Annotated in this window: 18 protein-coding genes, 1 tRNA gene and 1 pseudogene (1 of these 20 cut by a window edge); 7 read left to right on the forward strand and 13 right to left on the reverse strand. The window is 64.8% G+C overall.

The genetic code is table 11. The annotated features are described in order from the left end of the window. Nucleotides 1-31: 31 nt before the first annotated feature. Nucleotides 32-814, reverse strand: a complete 783-nt coding sequence (locus F4X41_02885) for a hypothetical protein (protein MYB15970.1) — start codon at nucleotides 812-814, stop codon at nucleotides 32-34. A 118-nt stretch (nucleotides 815-932) separates the two neighbouring features. On the opposite strand from F4X41_02885, the gene solA reads away from it, so the two are divergent. After that, on the forward strand, nucleotides 933-2,084 hold the full coding sequence (gene solA, locus F4X41_02890; protein MYB15971.1) for an N-methyl-L-tryptophan oxidase: 1,152 nt from the start codon (nucleotides 933-935) through the stop codon (nucleotides 2,082-2,084). 15 nt (nucleotides 2,085-2,099) lie between these two features. On the opposite strand, the gene F4X41_02895 is transcribed toward solA, so the two are convergent. After that, a tRNA-Leu gene (locus F4X41_02895) sits at nucleotides 2,100-2,183 on the reverse strand. 88 nt (nucleotides 2,184-2,271) lie between these two features. Here F4X41_02895 and uvrB point away from each other — a divergent pair. From uvrB to F4X41_02915, 4 genes are read left to right on the forward strand one after another with little or no spacing between them, the layout of a single operon-like run. Continuing rightward, nucleotides 2,272-4,302 carry an excinuclease ABC subunit UvrB gene (gene uvrB, locus F4X41_02900; GenBank protein MYB15972.1) on the forward strand — a complete coding sequence of 677 codons (2,031 nt, stop codon included), beginning with the start codon at nucleotides 2,272-2,274 and terminating at the stop codon, nucleotides 4,300-4,302. Between the two features lie 33 nt (nucleotides 4,303-4,335). Next, nucleotides 4,336-4,605: a hypothetical protein gene (locus F4X41_02905; GenBank protein ID MYB15973.1), complete on the forward strand. Its 270-nt coding sequence runs from the start codon at nucleotides 4,336-4,338 to the stop codon at nucleotides 4,603-4,605. A gap of 20 nt (nucleotides 4,606-4,625) precedes the next feature. After that, complete coding sequence (locus F4X41_02910) at nucleotides 4,626-5,648, forward strand: Gfo/Idh/MocA family oxidoreductase (protein ID MYB15974.1); 1,023 nt, start codon at nucleotides 4,626-4,628, stop codon at nucleotides 5,646-5,648. Then, complete coding sequence (locus F4X41_02915; GenBank protein MYB15975.1) at nucleotides 5,648-6,514, forward strand: MBL fold metallo-hydrolase; 867 nt, start codon at nucleotides 5,648-5,650, stop codon at nucleotides 6,512-6,514. The genes F4X41_02910 and F4X41_02915 overlap by 1 nt, the downstream gene beginning before the upstream one ends. Nucleotides 6,515-6,532: 18 nt before the next feature. Here the strand turns inward: F4X41_02915 and F4X41_02920 are convergent, their stop codons facing one another. The 8 genes from F4X41_02920 to F4X41_02955 form a co-directional block, all read right to left on the reverse strand. Beyond that, nucleotides 6,533-7,192: a hypothetical protein gene (locus tag F4X41_02920; protein MYB15976.1), complete on the reverse strand. Its 660-nt coding sequence runs from the start codon at nucleotides 7,190-7,192 to the stop codon at nucleotides 6,533-6,535. Between the two features lie 95 nt (nucleotides 7,193-7,287). Then, nucleotides 7,288-7,881, reverse strand: coding sequence for a cob(I)yrinic acid a,c-diamide adenosyltransferase (locus F4X41_02925; protein ID MYB15977.1), 594 nt, complete (start codon nucleotides 7,879-7,881; stop codon nucleotides 7,288-7,290). A 12-nt stretch (nucleotides 7,882-7,893) separates the two neighbouring features. Next, the gene (locus F4X41_02930) at nucleotides 7,894-8,733 is read right to left on the reverse strand and encodes an ABC transporter ATP-binding protein (GenBank protein ID MYB15978.1); all 840 of its coding nucleotides are present in this window, start codon (nucleotides 8,731-8,733) and stop codon (nucleotides 7,894-7,896) included. A gap of 20 nt (nucleotides 8,734-8,753) precedes the next feature. Continuing rightward, on the reverse strand, nucleotides 8,754-9,665 hold the full coding sequence (locus tag F4X41_02935; protein MYB15979.1) for an ABC transporter ATP-binding protein: 912 nt from the start codon (nucleotides 9,663-9,665) through the stop codon (nucleotides 8,754-8,756). Nucleotides 9,666-9,700: 35 nt separating this feature from the next. Continuing rightward, nucleotides 9,701-12,559: an ABC transporter permease gene (locus F4X41_02940; protein ID MYB15980.1), complete on the reverse strand. Its 2,859-nt coding sequence runs from the start codon at nucleotides 12,557-12,559 to the stop codon at nucleotides 9,701-9,703. A 47-nt stretch (nucleotides 12,560-12,606) separates the two neighbouring features. After that, nucleotides 12,607-14,667: an HlyD family efflux transporter periplasmic adaptor subunit gene (locus F4X41_02945; GenBank protein MYB15981.1), complete on the reverse strand. Its 2,061-nt coding sequence runs from the start codon at nucleotides 14,665-14,667 to the stop codon at nucleotides 12,607-12,609. A 368-nt stretch (nucleotides 14,668-15,035) separates the two neighbouring features. Then, the gene (locus tag F4X41_02950; GenBank protein ID MYB15982.1) at nucleotides 15,036-15,818 is read right to left on the reverse strand and encodes a 2-oxo-hepta-3-ene-1,7-dioate hydratase; all 783 of its coding nucleotides are present in this window, start codon (nucleotides 15,816-15,818) and stop codon (nucleotides 15,036-15,038) included. A 3-nt stretch (nucleotides 15,819-15,821) separates the two neighbouring features. Further along, nucleotides 15,822-16,268, reverse strand: a complete 447-nt coding sequence (locus tag F4X41_02955; protein ID MYB15983.1) for a hypothetical protein — start codon at nucleotides 16,266-16,268, stop codon at nucleotides 15,822-15,824. A gap of 178 nt (nucleotides 16,269-16,446) precedes the next feature. Between F4X41_02955 and F4X41_02960 the strand changes: the two genes are divergently transcribed. After that, nucleotides 16,447-17,892: a hypothetical protein gene (locus F4X41_02960; GenBank protein ID MYB15984.1), complete on the forward strand. Its 1,446-nt coding sequence runs from the start codon at nucleotides 16,447-16,449 to the stop codon at nucleotides 17,890-17,892. Between the two features lie 142 nt (nucleotides 17,893-18,034). After that, nucleotides 18,035-19,120 carry a KamA family radical SAM protein gene (locus F4X41_02965; protein MYB15985.1) on the forward strand — a complete coding sequence of 362 codons (1,086 nt, stop codon included), beginning with the start codon at nucleotides 18,035-18,037 and terminating at the stop codon, nucleotides 19,118-19,120. A 133-nt stretch (nucleotides 19,121-19,253) separates the two neighbouring features. On the opposite strand, the gene F4X41_02970 is transcribed toward F4X41_02965, so the two are convergent. The 3 genes and pseudogenes from F4X41_02970 to F4X41_02980 all read right to left on the reverse strand — a co-directional run. Beyond that, nucleotides 19,254-20,978: a SpoIID/LytB domain-containing protein gene (locus F4X41_02970; protein MYB15986.1), complete on the reverse strand. Its 1,725-nt coding sequence runs from the start codon at nucleotides 20,976-20,978 to the stop codon at nucleotides 19,254-19,256. A gap of 248 nt (nucleotides 20,979-21,226) precedes the next feature. After that, entirely contained in the window at nucleotides 21,227-21,655 is a 429-nt protein-coding gene (locus F4X41_02975; GenBank protein MYB15987.1) for a hypothetical protein, read from the reverse strand. Next, nucleotides 21,556-21,679: pseudogene (locus F4X41_02980) on the reverse strand (thiamine pyrophosphate-binding protein); it runs 1,382 nt beyond the window's last position. The gene F4X41_02975 and the pseudogene F4X41_02980 overlap by 100 nt, the downstream one beginning before the upstream one ends.

Here is a 21,679-nt window from a genome sequence, read left to right on the forward strand (position 1 = left end):
GATCTGCCCGCCAATCACTGCTTTCCGCGGTTCAATTGCGGCGCGGCGCGAACTGCAGACCGGACCAGGTTCCGTCGATCGCACAGATCTTAAAGTCCACGAGTCCGCAAGCGAGGCCGGCCGCGCGCACTCCCGCCTGGCGCAGGTCCGAAGCGAGCCCGGAAGACTGCTTGGGCCACGCAATCCAAAGTCGTCCACCGTCGGGCAGGCGTTCGCGCACCGTGGCGACCTGGGCGTCGAGATCGGCCCGGGCCCGGCAAAACCAAATCGTCAAGTCGGCGTCAGGCTGCTGCCCGTGGACGAGCCGCGCGCGCGGCGGGAGCGGACCCAGGATCTGGTCGGATTCCGCTGGCGGATCGATCAGGGCGACCACCGACCCTTCCTTGATACCGAGTTTCTTGGGCAAGGGCGTGCCCGAATAACCGGCCATCTGGGATGCGGGAACGATCGGATCGGCCGGCGGATTTGCCAGCGCGTCGGCGATGGCCGGCGCTACTTCTTCCCAGGTGCAGAAGGCGGCGTCGGGCAGCAGAGCCCTGGCCCGCTCGACCTTTTCCGGCGCGCCTCCGGCAAACAACAGCGGGACCCGGCGGGTGGAAGTTCGCCGCCGCAGCCAGAGCCCGATTTCGCGGCCGTGCGATGGGAGGCGCTCGAGGTCGATCAGGTAGACGTCAGGAACGTTCTCGACCAGCCGGCGCAGTCCCGCCGAATCGGGAGTGTCCGAATAGTCGACCGCAATACCGGCCGATTCCAGTTGGCGCACGCGCCCGGCCGCGCTGGCCGGATGCTGGTGGATCAATCGCGCCCTGGTCACGGGTGGATTCTCGCCGCCGGTAAAGCGCTCCCGGGGAAGCGGTTGATGCGGATCGCGCGTAGGAGAATTCACGTCCAATCCACACCCGGCCCCCGTGGAGGGCGAATTGACCGACCGCCTGCGCACCCAACACTTCGACGTAATCGTCGTCGGGGCTGGGGCGATGGGCAGCGCCGCGGCCTACCAGCTGGCCCGTCGCGGCCGGAGCGTGCTGGCCCTGGAGCGATTTCAGATTCCACACCAGATGGGATCATCGCACGGGCTAACCCGGATCATCAGACTGGCGTTTCACGAAGGACCCGAATACGTACCGCTGGGGCGCCGCGCCTACCGGCTCTGGCGCCAGCTCGAGTCAGAAACCGGCCAGTCCCTGCTTACCATCACCGGGTCGGTGCACGCCGGTGAGCCGGGATCGGTCGGCTTCGAGCAAACGCTGGCGGCCTGCCGTCGGCAGGGGGTCGAGCACGAAGTCCTGACCAGCGCGCAACTTGCCGCGCGCTATCCAGGGTATCGGTTGCCGTCCGGATTCAAGGCGGTGCTGCAATCGCAGGGCGGCTTCCTGGCCCCCGAGCGCTGCGTCCAAGCGCACGCCGAGGCCGCCCGCGCACTGGGCGCCGCCGTCCACGAACGCGAACGGGTGCTCGGCTGGGAGGCCCACCCGGGCTTCGTCCGGGTCAGCACCGACCGCGCAGACTACGACGCCGGCTCCCTGGTGCTGACGGCCGGTGCCTGGGCATCCCAGATCATGCCCGAACTGGCGGGTCTGGCGGTACCCTCCCGCCAGGTAGTTGTCTGGTTCGAAACCCTGACCCGGTCGTGGTTTAAGCCAAGCCGGTTCCCGGTTTTCATCCTCACGCTTGATGATGTGGAGTACTACGGGTTTCCGGATTTCGAGAGGGCGGGCTTCAAGATCGGCAAGTTCGATCTGGCCAGCGGCCCAGCCGATCCCGATGCCCTGGACAGGAATCGGCGACCGGACGAAGAGGAGGAGCTGCGCGACGTCGCCCGGAGATGCTTTCCGGAGGCCGCCGGCAGAACGCTGGATGCCTCGGTGTGCATGTTCACCAATTCGCCGGACGGGCACTTCGTAATCGGCGCCGACCCGCGCTGGCCGCAGGTTGTTTTCGCCGCCGGATTCTCCGGGCATGGGTTCAAGTTCGCCAGCGCGATCGGGGAAATCCTGGCCGACTTGGCAACGTCGGGCCGCACCGAGCATGACATCGACCTGTTCGACCCCGCCCGATTCGGCGCCATCCGCCCGCCGGCGTGAGGGGGCGTTCTTGGGTGCCGAGGGCGGGATTTGAACCCGCACAATCCGAAGATCACTAGCCCCTCAAGCTAGCGCGTCTGCCAATTCCGCCACCTCGGCCAACGCGGTGATTATCCCACCTCCGATGGATTGAACGCCGCGCGGTGCAGGCGAAAATCGACTGCTTCGGCCTCCACCCGGCACCACTATGGAACTATTCAAGCTGCACGCCCCATTTGCCCCCGCAGGCGACCAGCCTGACGCCATCGCCGGGCTTGTCGAGGGCATCAACGGCGGGGAAAGATTCCAGACCCTGCTCGGAGTCACCGGGTCGGGCAAGACCTTCACGGTCGCCAACGTGATTGCGCAGGTCAACCGTCCCACCCTGGTGCTGGCCCCGAACAAGACCCTGGCCGCCCAGCTCTGCTCCGAGTTCCGCGAGTTCTTCCCGGAAAACGCCGTCGAATATTTCGTCTCCTATTACGACTATTACCAGCCGGAAGCCTACATCGCGCGGACCGATACCTACATCGACAAAGAGGTCGACATCAACAAGCAGATCGAGAAGCTTAGGCTCTCGGCCACGCGCTCGGTGTTCTCGCGTCGCGACGTGATCGTCGTTGCCTCGGTCTCGTGCATATACGGCATCGGATCGCCGGTCGACTACGGGCAGATGACGGTAAGTCTGAAAAAGGACGCCGAATACGACATCTACCGGCTGCTGCGACGGCTGACCGACCTGCAGTACGCGCGCAACGACCAGGCGCCGACGCACGGTAATTTCCGCCTGCGCGGCGATGTGCTTGAGGTTTTTCCCTCCTACGACGACTTCGCCCTGCGGTTCGAATTCTTCGGCGACGAGCTCGAGCGGATCCTGCAGATAGACACCCTGACCGGGGAGATCCTGGCCGAGCACGATGCGATCGAGATTTACCCGGCGCGTCACTACGTTGCCCCGAGCGAGCGGATTGAATCGGCGATCGAATCGATCGAGGTCGAATTGACCGAGCAACTGCAGCGGCTGCGCGCGGCCGACAACGTCCTGGCCGCGGCCCGGTTGGAGCAACGAACCCGCTTCGACATCGAGATGCTGCGCGAAGTCGGCTACTGCTCGGGGATCGAAAACTACTCGCGCCATATCGCCGGCAGCCGTCCCGGCGACCCGCCCTGGGTGCTGCTCGATTACCTCCCCGACGACTTCCTGATGGTCATAGACGAGTCGCACCTCTCCCTGCCGCAGGTCGGGGCGATGCTGGGCGGCGACCGCTCTCGCAAACAGGCATTAGTCGAGTACGGCTTCCGCCTGCCGTCGGCATTCGACAACCGCCCGCTCTCGCACGATGAGTTCCTCGCGCACGTCAAGCAGGCGATATTTACGTCGGCCACGCCGGCCGCATTCGAATACCAGAACTCCTCGCGAATCGTCGAGCAGATCGTCCGCCCCACCGGCCTGCTGGACCCCAAAGTAACGGTGCGGCCCACCAAAGGCCAGATCGACGACCTGATCAACGAGATAAACGCCCGGACCGAGCGCGGACAGCGGGCGCTGGTGACCACCCTCACCAAGCGAATGGCCGAGGAGCTGGCCGAATACCTGGCAGAGCTGGGCATCAAGGTTCACTATCTGCACTCGGAGGTGGATACCCTTGAGCGGGTCGAGATCCTGAACGATTTGCGGCGCGGCGCCTACGACGTCGTGGTCGGAATAAACCTGCTGCGCGAGGGGCTCGACTTGCCGGAAGTTACCCTGGTGGCCATCTTGGACGCCGACAAAGAGGGGTTCCTGCGCTCGGAAGGAGCGCTGATCCAGACGATGGGTAGAGCGGCCCGCAACGTGGACGGTTCGGTGATCATGTACGCCGATTACGTAACCGGCAGCATGCGGCGGGCGATCGACGAAACCGACCGCCGGCGCCAAATCCAGGTCGCCTACAACCGCACCCACGGCATTACCGCCGAATCGGTTCGCAAACGGCTGCGTGACGTTCGCGAAATGCTCAATCTCGATCCGGATCAACCCGCCAAGCAGGAAGTCCGCAAGGGGCGCGAGCGGGCCGATCTGACCCGTCTGACTCCGGCCGAGGCGGTGCGCCGGATGGCCCGACTCGAAGAAGAAATGCACATCGCCGCCGACGCGCTTGAATTCGAGCGGGCCGCCGATTTACGCGACGAGGTCGCCGAAATCCGGGCAATGCTCGAACACGGCAGCCGCCAAGCAGCCGGCGCCAAGGCCAACTAACTTACCGCGATGAGTGGTTGGGCGCGGCTGCGTTTGCCGGCGGCTGTACTCCTGATAGCCGCCGCCGGCATGGGGTTGAATTTCATCTTCTATTCGCGCGGCATTGTCATTCCGGCGCTGTGGATCTGGCCGCTGAGCGTAGGATTCGTGGCCTTCGTCGTAATCTGGGCGATCGGATCGATGCGACTGGTACGGCGCATCTGGTGGTGGCTATGGGGCGCACCCTGGGACGCGGCCGGCTGGATGGCACAGCGCGGTCGGGTCCTGGACCGCCAAGACGAAGATCATGAACCGCCCAATTAACCCGATGGAGATGCGATCTCATGAGTGATTGTTTGCGGCTGGCCCTGGTCGGCTGCGGCTCGATAGCCGAATATCACCTGGCCGGCGCGAACGAGCTTGCCGGAAAAGTCGCGGTGACCGCACTTGTCGATCCGGAATTGGAGCGGGTCCAGAGTTTTGCCGAGCGCACCGGCGGCCGACCCTATCAGAGCTTGGCCGAGGCCATCGCCGCCGGAGGCTTCGACGCGGTCGACATCATGGTCCCGCACCACCTGCACGAACCGCTTGCGCTGGAGGCGTTCGCAGCCGGCAAGCACGTCCTGCTGGAGAAGCCGATATCCACCAGCTTGGCCTCGTGCAATCGGATCCTGGCCGCGGCCGGGGCGGCCGGGGTGGTGTTCTCGGTGGCCGAGAACGGCGAATTCTGGCCCGAATTGGTGCGGGCCAAGGAACTGATCGACGAAGGGGTCATTGGCGAGGTTGTAACCGCGCGCGCCAATTTCGTTTACGGATACGACCCGCAGTGGTTCCGGGCCGAGAACCCTTGGCGCTTCGACTCGCAGAAAACCGGCGGCGGGATAGTGGTGGACGGTTCCTCGCACTGGATCCGACCTTTGCGCAATTGGATGGGCGAGGTCGAAGCGGTAACCGCGGTCATCGGGTATCCGTTTGCCCGGATGCAGGGCGAATCGCAGTGCCAGGCCATATTTCGGTTCGAATCCGGCAAAACCGCGGTTTTCGAAGCGCTCAACATCGACGGCGTGCTCGGTCCCCAGGACTGGTGGCGCATCATCGGGCGGGAAGGCGAAATCGCTATCGGCGACGGATTCGAGGGGCAGTTGCGGCTTTTCGACGCCCAATCGCCGAACGGGCGGTCGGTGATGGAAGCTTCCGGATACAACGGCGCCTTTGCGCGCGAAATCGAGGACTTCGCCGACGCGGTGCTGGAGGGCAAGCCGCTCCAGGCCGGCCCCGAACAGTCGCTGGCCGAATTCAAGATCGCGCAGGCCATCTACGAGTCGGCGCGCACCGGCGGCTGGGTGCGCCCGGCCGACATCGCCTGATGGCGCGGCTGGGGGTAGTCGGCGGCGGGACTCCGACCCCGACGATCGAACGCTGGGGGACCAGCTTCCTGCTTGAGGCGGTCGGCCAGAAGTTCTTGATCGACTGCGGTCCGGCCACCACCCACAAACTGCTCCACCAGTTCGGGGTCAGCTGCACCGAAATCGAGCACCTGTTCTTCACCCACCTGCACTCTGATCACATCTCCGATTACCCCTGTTTTCTGATGACCCGATTCGACCAGTCGATCGGCGTCGAACCCGACTTGAAGGTGTATGGCCCGAGTCCTGTCCGGGACATTCACGACCGGCTGTGGAGCCCCGACCGCGGGGTTTTCTGGTACGACGTCGTTGCGCGAGTCAATCACCCCATGAGTGTCAACGCCTACCACTCGCGCGGCGGGCAGGGCGAGCGCCCGCCGCCCGTGGTCGAAGTGACCGAGTACGAATCCGGACCGGTGGCCAGCGGAGACGGCTGGGAGGTTTCGGCGCTGGAGGTAAAGCACGCCCAGCCGTACATCGAGTGCTACGGCTTCCGGTTCGAGACCGACGACGGCGTAATCGGTTTTTCCGGTGACACCGCGCCCTGCGAGGCCGTGGTCGAACTGTGCCGCGATGCCGACCTGGCGGTCATCGAGGCGGTCCACCGCGAGGTCCACGGTCGGACTCTGCCCAGCGTGATTTCGGAGACCTCGACCGAATCGGCCGGACGCATGGCCGAGGAGGCCGGTGCCAGGCGGCTGTTGATCAACCACCAGTCCACATCCATGGACGGACCTGGCGAGACCGCGCGTGCGATTGCCGACGTGGCCGCCAATTTCAGCGGGCAGCTGTGGTGGGGCAGGGACGGCGCGGTCGTCGACTTCTAGGCGCCGCCAATCCCCTGGTTACAGGCGTGACGTTCGCAAAAGCCAGAGTTGCCAGGCGCTGGAGAGCAGCAACAGCGCCGCCGTCGCGGCAGCCGCCCAATTCAGCCAGTTGACCCCGGTGAGCGCCCAGAGGGCGAAGAACGGGTAGAAGGTGAGCCAGACCTTGGCCGACACGCGCGCGGGCCGGCCGTGGCGATCGCCGATCCACAGCAGGGCGTTGAGCAGCGGATAGGCGGCGGCGTACATAGTTGCAACGCCGCCCGAGATCAACCCCGCGGCCGCAAATCCGGCCATGACCGTAAGTTCCCGGACATGGTCGGCCACCTGATCCACCAGCGCTCCGTACCCGGAAGCGCGTCCGCTCATGCGGGCCAGCGCGCCATCAAGCCCGTCAAGCAGCAGCGCTAAAACGAAAAGCGCCAGGGCCAAAATCGGGTTCTGCCCGAGTTGCCAAGCTATGACCACGCCCAGCGGAATCTGGGTGAGTGACACCGCGTTGGGGCTGACACCTACCCGCTGCAGCAGACGGGCTACCGCTCCGAAGGCCGGGTTGGCGCAGCGCCGCAGGGGGCTCAATAGCAGCCTCTCCAGGGTCGAATACGATCCCGGCGGACGGTTCACTGGGTGTTTGAACGGCTGGTTGGCATCTGCTATGTTGCCAGCAATCGGTGCCGACACGCATCCTCACGGGATAGGCTAGGTCCGCGTCCGCCGGCGGCGCGGCACAAACGCACGGCCGCTGGCAGCTGGAATTGAAATCCGCCGAGACCCGGTCACTGCAGATCGCTATCCGACAGCGGTGCGCGCGGACGCCACTCGTGATCGACTTCGCCGGCGGCGTGCGCCGCGCGGCGTGCCAGCGCGAAAAGCAGGTCGGAAAGCTCGTTGGCGGCCGCCAAGGCCGCCTCCGACACCGGTTCGGTCGCCGCCAGCGACTGCAGGCTGCGCTCCAGCCGACGGGCGATCGAACGCGAGTAGTGCAGTTCGGCCGCCGGCGAGGGCGGTCCCGGGACGATGAACCGGACCAGCCGCGGGAGCGCGCGTTCGTGAACCCGGACCGCTTCAGTCAGCGCCCGGCAATCGGCGGCGGTCAAAAACACCTCGCCGCGACGCTCGGGGTCGGCTATTTCGCAGCCCAGCGTAAGCAATAGTTCCTGCAAACGAACCAGGATTTTTCCCAATTCGGGGTGCGGGTTATGAGCCCGGGCCACCCCGAGATAGCTCGTCAGCTCGTCGATTTCGCCCAGGGCGCGGACGCGCAGGTCGGTCTTGGCAGCCGGCTCTCCGGTTATCCGGGTTCCCGGGTCGCTGCGCGCCGTCAGCGACCGGCCGGGTCGGCCGCCGCTGACCTGGTCGTCCGCCGGCAAGCGCGGCCGCGCTTACTCGGGGTCCGGCCGCCGGAACTGGTCGTCGCCGGCCGGTTCGGCTTCGGGCTGGGCGATGCCCAGGTGTTCCTCGGCATCGTGCTGGGATTTATTCACATCAAGCAGCGGTTCGGCAAATTCCACGTGCTGGACAAGATCGGGAAGATCCAGGTCCAAGGGACCTTCGGCGTGACTGAGCCGTCCGTCTTCCATCAGCCAGGTGTCGTCGGTGAACTGCGAGAGCGCCGGATCGTGCGTGGCCATGATCACGGTAATGCCCTGTTCGTCGACGACGCGGCGGAAAAGTAGTACGATCTCGATTCCGGTCACCGAGTCCAACGCACCGGTCGGCTCATCGGCTATCAGCAGGGTCGGGTCGTTGGCCAGCGCCCGGGCGATTGCAACCCGTTGCTGCTCACCGCCGGACAGCTCAAACGGACGGTGGTGCATGCGGCTGCGCAAACCGACCAACGTTAACAGTTCGCGTGCGCGCTGGCGGCGCTGGCCGGCGGGCATGCCCGCTATCCGCATCGTCAATTCCACGTTCTCGTATGCCGACAGCACCGGCAGCAGCGAGAAGGTCTGGAAAACGAATCCCATCTCGTGGCGGCGCAGCTCGGTCAACTGGTTGTCATTGAGCGAGGCAAGCGCCTTGCCGTCGAAGAAAACCTCGCCCCCGGTCGCCTTGTCCAGTCCACCGACCAGGTTCAGGAGCGTTGTCTTGCCTGAACCGGATCGGCCGCGCAGGGTGATGAATCGCCCGCGCTTGACTTCCAGATCCACCCGATCAACGGCGCGGACCTCGTTGGCCTCGCCGGCGTGGTAATACCGGCAGACGCCTTTGAGGCCCACCAGGGCGGTAGCGGTTTCGGTGCTCACCGGTCCCTGCCGAATAGCCCGGTCCGGCGTGGCGCGTTGCGGGGCTGCTCTTCGTCGCCGTTGGCGGCCGACTTGATGATTACCCGACCCTCTTCGTATTCGACGACCGCGCGTCCGGCGATCCCGGCGTGTTCGAGGTGTTCGTGCGGGATTTGCAGGCGTCCGACGTCGTCAACGATCACGTACTCCTCGTGCGAGACCTCGTCGGTGTGCTCGCCGCCGATTCGGCGCACGGTCTCGGTGGACGTGCGTCCGTCGCGGATCGCCACCACCCGGTCCACCTGGTTCGCGATTCCGCGGTCGTGCGAAACCACCACCACGGTCAGGCCGCGCTCGCGGTTCAGATCGTGGAACAGGTCGTAAATCAGGTGGGCGGTCTCGGTGTCGACTTCACCGGTCGGTTCGTCGGCCAGCAGGATGTCCGGATCGTTGGCCAGCGACACCGCAATCGCCACGCGCTGCTGCTGCCCGCCGGAGAGTTCGCCCGGGTTATGGCCCATCCGGTCGCCCAGGCCGACCGTATCGAGCAACTCGCGCGCCCGATCGCGTCGCACCCGCCCGGAAAGACCGGAGAAGATCATCGGCGTTTCGACGTTTTCCAGCGCCGACAGATAGGGAATCAGATTGCGGGAACTCTGCTGCCAGACGAAGCCGGCGATATGCCGCTTGTAGTAGACGAGATCGGACTCGGAGCAGTTGACAAGGTCCAATTCCCCCATCCGGCAGCTGCCGGCCGACGGCCGGTCCAGCCCGCCCAGGATGTTCAATAGCGTCGATTTGCCGGATCCGCTGTTGCCGATGATGGCCATGAGTTCGCCGCGCCCGATGGACAGGTCCAAGCCCTGCAAGGCGACAACTTCCAGGTCCGCGACCTTGTAGATCTTGACCAGCCCGGAGCACACGACCAGACTCTCGCCGGTTTCAATGTGGCTGGTGAAGTCTTTCATCCAGTCTCATCCCCGAACTTCATTGCCTCGTGTATCCGGATCCGGCGCAGCATCCAGATCGAGACCGGAACCGCCACCACCAACACCACCCCGAGCACCAGATATATCTTGCCGATGTCGCCCCAGGCCGTTTCGATGATGAAGGCCGGCGTGTCGGCGAATCGGTCGGCCGAAAGCTGCAGAAACGGGATGAACAGGTTGCCGGTCAGGATCCCCAGCGCGGTTCCGACCAGGGTGCCCATTCCAATGAGGAAACCGTTCTCGAACATGAACAGGTTGATCATCTGCCGAACTGAAAGTCCCATCGCCCGCAATACGCCGAATTCCTGGAGGCGCCGCCTGAATGAGAGGAAGGAATAAAGCAGGAATCCCAGCAGGGTCAGGAGCGTGGAGATCACGAACCCGACCGTGAGGATTCCGAAGGTCCCGGTCTGGGTCGCGTCGGCCCGCGAGTCCTGGATAGTCAGGGCGGTCACGTTGTAGCGCAGCAGGTCGATGCGCAATTCCCAGAGTTTTTCGGCAATATCCGGGACAGCGACTCCCTCGGCCGGTATCCCCAGGATGTTCCAGGGGCTCTCGCCGATGTTGCGGTGGATGTAGTCCAGGTTGGCGACCACGAACGGGCCCGATTCGGGGTAGTGGGTCGGGAAATCATCGATCCAGCCGGCGATGAAGAATTCGAGATCGAGCTGCGCGAAGCGGATCGTGAGCGGATCGCCCTGTCGAAGCAGCAGCTGGTCGCCGAAGTAGGAGCGGTCGGCCAGCAGGGCGCGTTCGTCGCCGGCCAGCGCGTTCATCATCGAATTGATGTGATAGGGAGCAAAGTCCGAACGCCACCATGCAGTCTTGGCGAACGGGATCGGATCCACCCCGTAGACGTTGACCGTGTCGGCCTGGTTGCGCCCCGGCGGGATGAAGTGGGCGTCGTCGTCATGCCATAGCCGCGCGAACTGCTCCAGCATCGGTTCACCGTTCTCATCGACGGCGCGTGAATGCAAGTCGGCCGGCTGGATGATCCAGACCCCGTTGTCGGCGTCCCAGAAACCGGTCTCTTCAAACAGGACCTCCGAACCGACTTCGAAATAGGCGCGGTCGGAGATGTTGCGGTCGATCGTCGCCGCCATCGAGGCGGAGAACGTTCCCAGCGCAAAGGTCAGCACCAACAGCAGGACCAGCCTGGTGTACTGGCCCGGACTGCGGCCGATCTGTCGCAGACCGAGGTGTATACCGACTCCCCAGTAGCGCCCGCCGATCGCGGCCAGGAGGGCCACAAGGTAAGGGATGAAGCGTAGGAACAGCAGGGCCAGGGCGAAGATGAACAGCACCGGCATCACCACCAACAGCGGGTCCGAGAACAGTTCGCCGCCGGGCCCGAACGAGAGCAGCGAATCGCGTTCGCGCAGGTTTATGTAGCCGTAGATGACGATCCCGACTATAAGGACGTCGAGGAAAAAGCGTTGGTAGAAGGGCTTGCCCAGGGTGCGTGAGACGTCCTGCTTGAACTCCACCACCGAGAGCCGGGCCGCCCCGATCGCCGGTACCAGGGTCGCCAGGACCGCCAGGAATACCGCCCCGGCGGCGTAGAGGTAGTGCTGCTGGGTGAGCATCACCGGCAGGTTTTCGCGGTCGGTAAAGACCAGGAACGTGTAAGTCTTGCCGATGATCTGAGCCAGCCCCAGGGCCAGTAGCGGCCCCAGACCCAGGGCGATCGCGGCTACTAACAATCCTTCGATTATGTAAACCCCTACGATCTGCAGGGTGCCGACGCCGCGGCTTTTGAGGACGGCGATTTCGCTGCGCTGCTGGTCGATCACCATGCCGGCGGTAAGGCTCACGTAGTAGAGGATGATCGCCACTACCGGGGCCGCCAGGATAAACAGCAGCAGCTTCAGGAAAAACAGCTTGTCGTTGAAGCTGACGATCACGTCCTGCGGAGAATAATCGAGCTTCGTCCCGGGGAGGATCTGGTTGGTCGCGGCCCGCAGCGTCACCAACCCTCCGGCGACGGCCCGATAACTCGACGCCCTTATCGAGGCCGGGTCAAAGTCCGAATACCAGGTCGCCTCGTAGAAGATGCCGGGGAAGGTGGCGACCAGCCGATCCAGGTAGACGTCGCGATTGATCATGAATCCACCGCGGTCGAACGTCGAGATCGGACTGTAGAACCAGTAGCTGCGGTTGTCGGGATCGGTCGGCACCCACCGCCCGACGATGTCGAAAGCTATCGGGTGCTCCTCCTCGGTGTCCTGGTCGGTGTAGAACAACTTGATCCGGTCACCGACGAGATAGCCGAACTTGTCGAGCAAGTTGTTGGATGCCGACACCTCCAGCAACATGGCGGGTTCGCCGTTCACCTCGATGGAGCCGACTTCGCTGGTCGGCGCCCGACCTTCCAGGAACCGGATGTGCTCGTCGATATCGGAAGCCGTGGCGAACCACGCGTACTCGAGGGTGCGCTCGCGGCGTCCGCTCTGCAGCGAGGCCTCGAATGGCAAGACCGGATGGACGTCGGTCTGCAGGTATGTGACCTGCGAGATTTCATCCATGCCCGTCAGCTGGCCGATGCGATGGGCAAAAAAGCTGTCTGCGGTCAGGAATTCCTCGACCGTTGTCGGCGCTTCGTTGACCTCGGGCCTGGAAAAGTGGCGCAGCATGACCGAAGAGGCGGGTTGGCGCCGGTCAACGCTCGGTTCCTTGAGCTCGCGCTGCAGCAGGAATTCGGACATCCCGTCGGAGAAGACCGGGACCGCCGTCACCAGGGTGACGGTAATGATCAGGCCCAACACGGTGGCCAGGATCAGCTGGCTCTTGTGCAGCAGGCGTTTGGCGGCAAAGACCACCATCGGCAGCAGCATCGCCTCAGCGACTCCGACCGGTCATTTGCAAAGCCGCTGCGTTGCGCCTACGGCGACGCGTAGATCTCCATGCCCTCTTCAAGGCCCGATTCAATCTCGATTTCGGTGTCTGACGCGATTCCGGTGGTCACCTGCAGGCTGCGGCGCTGCCCGTCGACGATCGTCTCGACGAATTCGCGGGCGTTCACGCGGCGCACCGCCGCGGCCGGCACCTTCAGGACGTCATCCTTGACCTGAACCGTGACCTTGAGGCGCGCCAGCATGCCCAGTTCGACCGCGGCGCCGGCCCAGTCCACTTCAATTTCGGTCTCCGGAATCTTGATCGTCTGGCCGGTGTTGGAGACGATGTTGCGCGGCAGCGAGGAAACCGTACCCACGAAGTTGCGGCCCGGGAATGCGTCCAGCTGGACGTCGACGATTTGACCGATCGAAAGGTTTTCGAAATCGGTCTCCGGTATCAGCGATTCGATCACCAGGTTTTCGGGGTTGGAAATCCCGATGATTTCCTGGTATGCCTGAACCTGGTCGCCGGCCCGACCGCGGGTGAAGGTTATTTCCCCGCCGAAGGGAGCCACGATCTGGTTTTCGAAGGTCTGCGCCTGCAGGCGTTCAAGCTGGATCCTGGCCTGGTCGAAATTGTTGGTGGCAATCGTCAGGTCGATGTCCTTCTGCGATTCCTTGCGTTCGAACTGCGCGTAACGCTCCTCCAGGTTGTCGCGGCGGGAAATGGCCGCATCCAACGCGTTCTGGGCAACGTCCAGATCGGCGGGCGGGGGATCAAGGAGTTCAGCCAGACGGGACTGGGCGCGGGCGAGATTGTTGCTGGCCTGGGAGAAGCTCGCCTGGGCGGCGCGCTGCTCGTTCGAACCCAGGCCGGCATCGATGTTGGAGAGTTCCACGCGGGACTCATCGACCGATCGCTGGGCCTGCACCACCGCCAGCTGGGCGTTGGCAACCCTGACGCCGTATTCGGATTGCACCTGGGCGATGAGGCGCTCAAGCGCGCCGGGTTCATCGCCGTCGACCAGCACATCGGCCAGGGATTCGCGGGCCCGCTCCAGGCGGGTGCGGGCCTGGTCCAGGGCTACGCGGGCTTTGGCGACGTCGGCCTCGTCGCCCGGATTGACCGCACGCTCGTAAGCCAGCAGGGCCAGGTTGTAGGTGATTTCGGCTTGTTCGCGCTGATCGCCGCTGAAGTTGCGCTCGAGCGAGTTCTCGTAATTGATTTCCGCGCGCCGGAAGACCAGTCGGGCTTGCTCGAGGTCCTCGCCGGTGGCGCCGTTGCGGATTCGATCGAGGTCTTCCTGTGCCAGCAGGACGTTGGCTTGGGCGACCGTCACGGCACTGCGCAGGTCGGCCAAGCGGCGCGCCGCCTCGGCGCGCGCCTCGCCGCCGGACGGCGGGCCGGCGGCGGCCAGGTCCTGCAGCGCAAGCTGGAGCGAAGACAGGCGTTCAAGCCTGGCGTTTAGCTCCAAGTCGACTGCAGACCGTATGTTGGCGGGCGATGCCTGCAACACCTGGAGTTTCGTCTGGGCGTTGCTGTAGGCCATCTGGGCGGCCGCCAGCTGGGCTCGCGCCGAGGTGACCAGGTCAGGGTCTCCGCCGTTGAGCGAGAGATTGATTTGCTCTTGCCGGCGGATCACGTCGTTACGGGCCGTCAGAAGCTGTTGAAGCGAGTTCGCCTGATCGTTGGCCAGGGCCTGTTCGGCAGCCTTGACCCGCAGCGAGGCGGTCTCGAACGATTCCAGGGCACTTTCGACCTGGGACTCAAGATTTCCGGTCTCCAGTTCGGCCAGCAGGGTGCCGGCTTCGACGATCTCGCCCTGGCGCACCGAAACCGACTTGATCCGACCTCCAGAGACGAAATAGAGGTCTTCCCGCTCGCGCGCCACCACCCTTCCGGTGGCCCGGATGGCCTGCTCGATCGTCCCTCGGTCCACGGTGACCAGCGGACGGTTGGAGGACGACGCCGAGCCCACCAGGGTGGGGGTCGGGGCGACCGCGGCAACGAAGAACTCGCAGCCCGCCAGCAGGACCGCGGCCGGCACGATGAGCAGCAACCGGATCAGCGGCCCGTTGGCCATATGCCCCAGGTTCTTCGCCCGCACTAAGGCAATCAGCCTGGATGCTGCTTTAGGCAATATCCAACGAATCCTTGCGGTGGGTATTGATTGCTGCCACCGCTGTCTTGGACGTTTCCGCGAGCAAAGTCGCGCGGTGGCTGTCTGATCACGCGTCGGCCGGGAAGGCCCCGGGGGAATCAGCCGGGGGTCTGGCGTGCCCCCAATTATCACCAAATTTCGCCGGAATGGAAGCTTCCGCTTGGCTCGCGGTCCGCTGCCGGGCGTCGCATGGCTCGTGATTTGCCGCCCTTCCCCGGCGGCCAATTCCACCAGCGCAACTACCAGCCCCTAAATCGCGACCGTCGTCATCGGGGATCGACAAATGTCAACCGGGCGTGCGTGGTCGCCGCCCCTCAATCAAAGCTGACGCCGATCGCGCCGATCGGGCCGTAGTCGGCAAACACCACATCGCCGGGAGCTACATCGACCGGCCGCGTGAACGATCCACCCAGCACAATGTCACCCTTTTTGAGTTCGTCCCCCAGCGGCGCCAGCTTTTCCACCAGCCAGGCGACCCCGGCCGCAGGGTGACCCATGATCGCCGCCGAGACGCCGCTTTCTTCGATGACCCCGTTCCTGGCCAAGGTCGCCCCGATCCAGCGCAAATCGACGTCGAACGGTCGGATGACCCGACCGCCCAGGATGATCGCGCCATAGCCGGCGTTGTCCGCGATCGCGTCGGCGATGTCCCGCGGCACCGTAGTGCGGCGGTCGATTACTTCCAGCGCCGGGGTCACGTACTCGGTGGCCCGCAGGACGTCGTGGACCTGGCACCCGGCCCCGCCCAAGTCTTCTCCCATCACGAACGCCAGTTCCGTCTCCAGACGCGGTTTGATGAAGGTCCGGGCCGGGATCCGGGCTCCGTCCCGGTACAACGAGTCGTCCAGGATCACCCCGTAGTCGGGCTCGCTCATATTCGACGCCGCCTGCATGGCGCGGCTGGTGAGCCCGATCTTGCGTCCGACTATCCGGGCGCCGTTTTCGATGCGGATTCGGGCCCAGCGGCGCTGCACGTCATACCCGTCTTCGATTTGCATGCCCGGCCATTCGTGTGACGGCGGAGGGCAGGGAATCCGGGTCCGCTCGGCGCGGTATATCGCTTCGGCCGCAGCTTGGCGGTCGGCCTCCGAGAGCAATTCCTAGGCCTCGGGCGGCAAGGCGGCGATCAGGCCAATCGCTATAAGGGCGATCAGCGAAAGCGGCGCAAATTGCGACACGTTGGCGTCGATCGAGGCCTTCAAGCCGAATACGTTGAAGCCAACCTCGGGGACACCGTTGACCTCGTCCTGCAAGATACCTTGGTACTTCGGACGGGTCAGGAGCGCGGCCCAGAACCCGCCGTAGGCGACAACGCAGAGTCCGGCCGAGATCCACAGCCTGATGCCCGGCCCGGTCGCGGTCCAAGTCAGGAATAGACCCAGCAGGGCCATGATCACCAGGCTCGCCACCTGCCACACCACGTGGTAGCGCGCATGGCCGGTCCATGAAGGGTTTGTTGCGTGGGTGGGACCCAGGTCAACGAGCGTCGGGATGGCGCTGTAGCCAAGGGTGGCGATCGTAAGCAGTATTTGGGCCGCGAGCAGCATTTCATCCCTCCCGCCAAGGTTCGGCCACGTACGCGGCGCGCCGGCCGCCAACGCGCCATCCCTAGGTTAGTAACCGTGTTAATGGTCAAGCCGGCGCGGTCGATTTTGAGGGGTCTTTGGAAATAGGCCCGTACAATGCCATGCCTCCCCAAAACCTCAATCGAGAAAGCGCTGCGCATTGCGGCAGACGAACGCCGCTGCCTCCCCCCTGCCGCCCAGCGAAGTGGTCGCCCGCCTTGATCAATCGCTGCCGGCCAGCGGCCTATACGGCGACTTGGAGTCCGGGGCAAAGGGATCGCGAGCGCCATTCCGGCTCAGCCCGCAACCGATCGGCGTCTCGCCGGCGACTTTGGATCGGATCGAACGCCTGGGTCCGCTGCTGGCGGACTTTTACCGCGCCGCGGGCCGCCTCTACCAGGACAGCGTACGCGGAAACGTGGCCGGCTGGCCGGCGAAGCTCCTGGATGCCGGCAAATCCGAATTCGTGATTTCGCTGGCGCGCCGCAATCGACTGCGTAATCGCTTTCCGCTGGTGATTCGGCCCGACCTGATGCTGACCGAGCAGGGAGCGATCCTGGCCACCGAACTGGATTCGGTGCCCGGCGGTCTGGGAGTGCTTCAGGCGTTGCGCGACGGGTACTCCCGGGCCGGACTGGAGAGCGTTGGCGCTCCCCTGGCCGAATCGTTCAAGTCCGGTCTGGTCGCCCAGGCTGGAATTGGCGATCCGTTCGTGGCGATCGTCGTTTCCGAAGAAGGCGACGCCTACCGCCCCGAATTGACCGCCCTGGCCGAGGAATTGTGCAGGTTGGGGCTGCGCTGTCGGGCGGTTTGGCCGGATGAACTGGAGTTCGACGATGCCGGCGTTTGGCTTGGTGCCCCCGGGCGGGGCCCGAAGGTCGACCTGATCTACCGGTTCTTCGAATTGTTCGACCTGGAAAACGTACCCGGGGCCGAGTCGATGTTCAAAGCGATGCAGGCGCGCCAGGTGGTCATCACCCCTCCGCCACGCGCGCCCCTGGAGGAAAAGCTGCTGCTGGCCCTGTTCCACCATCCCGAGCTGACCGGCTTTTGGGAGCGCCAGCTGGGTGACGACTCCTTTGCGGCGCTGCGGCAGCATTTGCCGCCCACCTGGGTCATCGATCCCACCCCATTGCCCCCGTTCGCGGCGATCGATCCGCCGCTGACCAGCGCCGGGCGGCCCGTGCGCCGCTGGCGGGACCTTTGCGGGGCCACGCAACGCGGGCGGCGCATGGTGATCAAGCCGTCCGGGTTTTCTCCGCAGGCCTGGGGTTCGCGCGGGGTGACGATCGGCCACGACGTGCCGGCTCCCGAATGGGGGGATGCGCTCGAAGCGGCGATGGTCGCATTCGAGCAAAGCCCGCACGTGTTGCAGCCGTACTTTGCCAGCCGAAGATTCAGCGTTCAATGGTTCGATATGGACCAGAACCGGCTGCGCGATAGCCGGGTGCGGGGGCGCTTTTCACCCTACTTCATCGATTCCGGCGAAGACGTCCAGCTGGCCGGGATATTGGCCACCGCCTGCCCGGACTCGTCCAAGATCCTGCACGGCATGGCCGACGCCGTGATGGCTCCGGTGGCGCAGGACCCCGAATCGCCGCTTTGAACGCCCCGGGGCATTTAAGACAATTGCGGGCACCGGCGGTACATTGCGCGGCGGGACGCCCTGCCCCTGAGCCGCGCCCACCAATCCGCCGATCGTGGAAGGACCAAGCGTGACCCGAGCCGTAGCGCAATGGAAGCAGGAGATGCGCAACAGCCTGCGGCACGGGGAGGATGCGCCCGCCGTGGACGCCCTGGAAGCCGAGGAAATCGATTCGGTCCGCAAGCTCTACCCTTTCTTCTCGAATGCCTACTACACCAGCCTGATCGAGGAAAGGGACGATCCGATCTGGAAGCAGGTCATTCCATCGTCCGAAGAACTGAGCGACCCTACCTATTACATGGAGGATGCGCTGGGCGAGGACGGGGAGGACTCGCCGGTTCCGCACCTGACGCACCGCTACCCCGACCGCGTTTTGTTCACCGTCACCTACACCTGCGCCATCTACTGCCGCTTCTGCACCCGCAAACGCAAGGTCGGCAAGTACCCGGTCCCGCGCTGGTCGGAAATGGAGGCGGTCTTCGACTACCTGCGCGCGCATCCCGAAGTCCGCGATGTCCTGCTTTCCGGCGGCGATCCGCTGCTGCTCTCGGATCAGCACCTGGACCGGATCCTGACCGAGCTGCGCGCAATTCCGAGCATCGAGGTCGTGCGGATCGGATCCAAGCTGCCGTGCGTGCTGCCTTCGCGCATCACGCCCGAACTCTGCGAGATGCTCAAAAAACACCATCCGCTCTACATCAACACGCACTTCAACCATCCGCGCGAGTTGACCGAGGAAGCCGCTACTGCCTGCAACAGACTGGCCGACGCCGGCATACCGCTGGGCTGCCAGACGGTCCTGCTGAAGGGTGTCAACGACGATCGCGAGGTCATGAAGGAACTGATGTTGGGTCTGCTCAAGATCCGGGTCAAGCCCTATTACCTCTACCAGGCCGACCTGGTGAAGGGGACCCATCATTTCCGCACCAACATCCAAGCCGGTCTCGACATCATCAATTACCTGCAAGGCAACATCACCGGTTTCGGCGTGCCCAAGTACGTAATTGACGCCCCGGGCGGCGGCGGCAAGATGACCGTCGCTCCGAACCGCTTGCTGAGCCTCGATGACGAGTACGCAACCCTGGCCAATTACGAGGGGAACGTCTACAAGTACCCGGCTCAGGGCAGCCACGCGAGCGAGATTCCCGACCACGCCCTGACCGCGACCCCGCTGGCCGACTACCTCTGAGGAGCTGGCGGCCGGTCCGGCGTCAGGGCGACCGGGTTGGCAGACCGATCACCGCACCATCGCCTGGGTATTGGGTCGCAATTGAATCCGGGCACCGGCAGCTGCGGAGGGACCGCTTCCGGAATTCCGGACCCTATAGTCGGCCGAGTCCTTGCAGCAACTCCGACCCGACGTTAGCCGCCACCACCTGATCCGGAAATCCGGCCGGGTGCTCCAAGCGCGCCCGCTGGAAGTGCTGCACGACCAGTCCACCCTGGGCGATCTGGCCCGAAATTGGAAATCCGAACCGGTCGATTCCACCGTTGGACCGGAAGTAGTCGAGCATGGCGCCACGCACGCTGTGGCCGGTTTCAGGGAAGAACGCGTCGCCTTGGGCGGTATTGGCCGGATCGGGGCTGAATGAAACTCCCGCGGTAAGCTCGCTGCCCAGAAGCCCCAGCGTGATCAGGTAGGGCGTGCCGGCCAGCTCCGGATTCAATTCGAGACGAGCTTTTTCGAAATACTGCACCAGCTTGCCGCCCTCGTTGCGCGGTGTCGTCAAAGGGACTCCGTAGGTCGCTATGCCTCCGCCGTCGCGGAAGAAATCGAGGAACTGGGGCGATACCGTCCGGCCGGTCTGCGGGTAGTAGAAGGAACCTTCCTCGATGCCGGGATCCGGGCCCGGAATCAGGGCCACCGGCGTCGTCCGGCCGGGCGTTACCACCTCGAAATTGTGACTGTAGAGCAGGCCCAGTTCGGTTGGGGTTCGAACATTGAATACCTGGACGAAGAACTCTCCGGCGACCGTGATCTGGCGCGATGAGCCGGCGATCGTCACGCGCCGCACCGCGCCGGACTCGGAGCGGTCCGAAAAGTCGATCGACCGCAGCTGCCCGACATCGGTATTGGCGCGCGCCGCCAGGGCCGTGGCCAGGTGCGACATTGCGAATTCGGACGTAGACCAGCCGGTCCAGGGGCCCAGCGCGTCGTACGGAAGGCCGGCGGCGTCGACATCCGGGCGCGACCGCAACCACGGCTGGGCGGCGCTGAATACGTCCTCGGAGTTTTCGGTGCGGGAGCCAAAGCTGGAGAAGTAAAGCGCGTTGATCGGTGCTCCGTTGTGGGTGATCACCTGCCCGGCGGTGGTAAAGACGGCCAGGTCGGTCTCCGGCTCCTCGGCATTCACGCCCATGTAGACCTGCGAGAACGGGGTGTCGTCGACGTCCCAGTCGACTCCCCCGCGAGCTATCCGGCTCACCGCGAACGTTCGCGCCGCCATAGCCTGGGCGCGCAACGCCTCCAGCGGCCAGTCATGGACCACTTCGACCGGGACCACTCCGCGCAGGTATTGTTCGACATCGACTTCGTTGATCGTCCGCAAAGTGCCCCCGGGACGGACGATGACCCGCATTCCGCCGCGGAAGACGTCGTAGTAGATCGCCCTATTTCCGCCGGGCACCGGCGTCGTTTCCTTGTACCAGACCTGAAACGTGGTCGAGGCCGACAGCGGTCGCAGTCGAATCCAGCGGTACATGTCGAACTGGCCGACTCGCACGCTTTGCGAATTGAAGATCTGGACCAGGTACTTCGCCTCACCCGGATACGAGGAAAACTCGACCCGGCCGCCCGCTTCGACCGGATCGCTCAGGCCGGCAATCTCCCAGGGTCCGCCCCAGGCCCAGATCTGGCCCCGCAGTCCGTTGCTGCCGGCGTATGAGCCATCGACCGCGGGCGCGCGGTAGTCGTCCGATATCAGGACCCGCAGCTGCTGCTGGGACAGGTCGCGCTGTTCGATCGCAACGTCGCTGTAATAGGCGTGCACGATCTCCTCGGCGGTCTGCCCGTCCAGGGCGCGTCCGTAGGCTCCCCACTGCGACATCCCGACGCCGTGCCCGTTGCCGATTCCATCAAATCGCAGGACCAGATTGGGGTCGTAGGGGATCGCCCCGTCGGCGCGGACGCTGTTCGCGCCAGTCGGCGCCGAGACTGCCAGCGCCAGCGCCAGCCCAACGCCCAGCAGAAGGCGCCGGACTCGCGACGCGGGTCGGTCGGCACGTACCCCGTCAGCGGTCGCCGCGGGACGGTGGAGGACGGTGCTATCCGGGCGTGTGCCCCAGACGCGGCGGACTAGCCACCCATCCGTCGATAGGCCGTGTAATCAACCGGGACCTCGATCAACGCGGGTCGCCCGGACGAGACTGCGGTCGCCACGGCGTCTTCCAGCTCGTCCAGATTCCGGGCACGGCGCCCGCTGACCCCTAGCGCCTCGGCCAGGGCGACGTAATCGGCGCGCGAGAAGTCGTTGGGCACCTCGGTCAAATCGTCGATCTCGGCTTTGAGGCGGATCAGCGCCAACGAGGAGTCGACCGCGACCACCACGGTTACCGGCAGGTCCAGCCGGGCCAGGGTTTCCAGCTCGCCGGCGCCCATGAGTAGCCCGCCGTCGCCGACCAAAGTCACGACCGGTTCATCGCCGGGGGGGGGCGGGGCGCCGGGGGGGGGCGCGCCCGGCCGCGCCGCCCCCGAGACGAGCACAGACAGAGTCCGACGGGTGATAAGTGAGGGGGGGGTGGGATGAAA

The organism is Chloroflexota bacterium, from assembly GCA_009840625.1.
Lineage (GTDB): Bacteria > Chloroflexota > UBA11872 > UBA11872 > VXNJ01 > VXNJ01.

Bases quoted from the DNA above. Each gene is read 5' to 3' on its own strand.
- F4X41_02940 (MYB15980.1), bottom strand. From the start codon at position 12,559: ATGCTGCTGCCGATGGTGGTCTTTGCCGCCAAACGCCTGCTGCACAAG.
- F4X41_02910 (MYB15974.1), top strand. From the start codon at position 4,626: ATGAGTGATTGTTTGCGGCTGGCCCTGGTCGGCTGCGGCTCGATAGCC.
- uvrB (MYB15972.1), top strand. From the start codon at position 2,272: ATGGAACTATTCAAGCTGCACGCCCCATTTGCCCCCGCAGGCGACCAG.
- F4X41_02955 (MYB15983.1), bottom strand. From the start codon at position 16,268: ATGCTGCTCGCGGCCCAAATACTGCTTACGATCGCCACCCTTGGCTAC.
- F4X41_02970 (MYB15986.1), bottom strand. From the start codon at position 20,978: ATGTCGCAGTGGGGAGCCTACGGACGCGCCCTGGACGGGCAGACCGCC.
- F4X41_02915 (MYB15975.1), top strand. From the start codon at position 5,648: ATGGCGCGGCTGGGGGTAGTCGGCGGCGGGACTCCGACCCCGACGATC.
- F4X41_02965 (MYB15985.1), top strand. From the start codon at position 18,035: ATGCGCAACAGCCTGCGGCACGGGGAGGATGCGCCCGCCGTGGACGCC.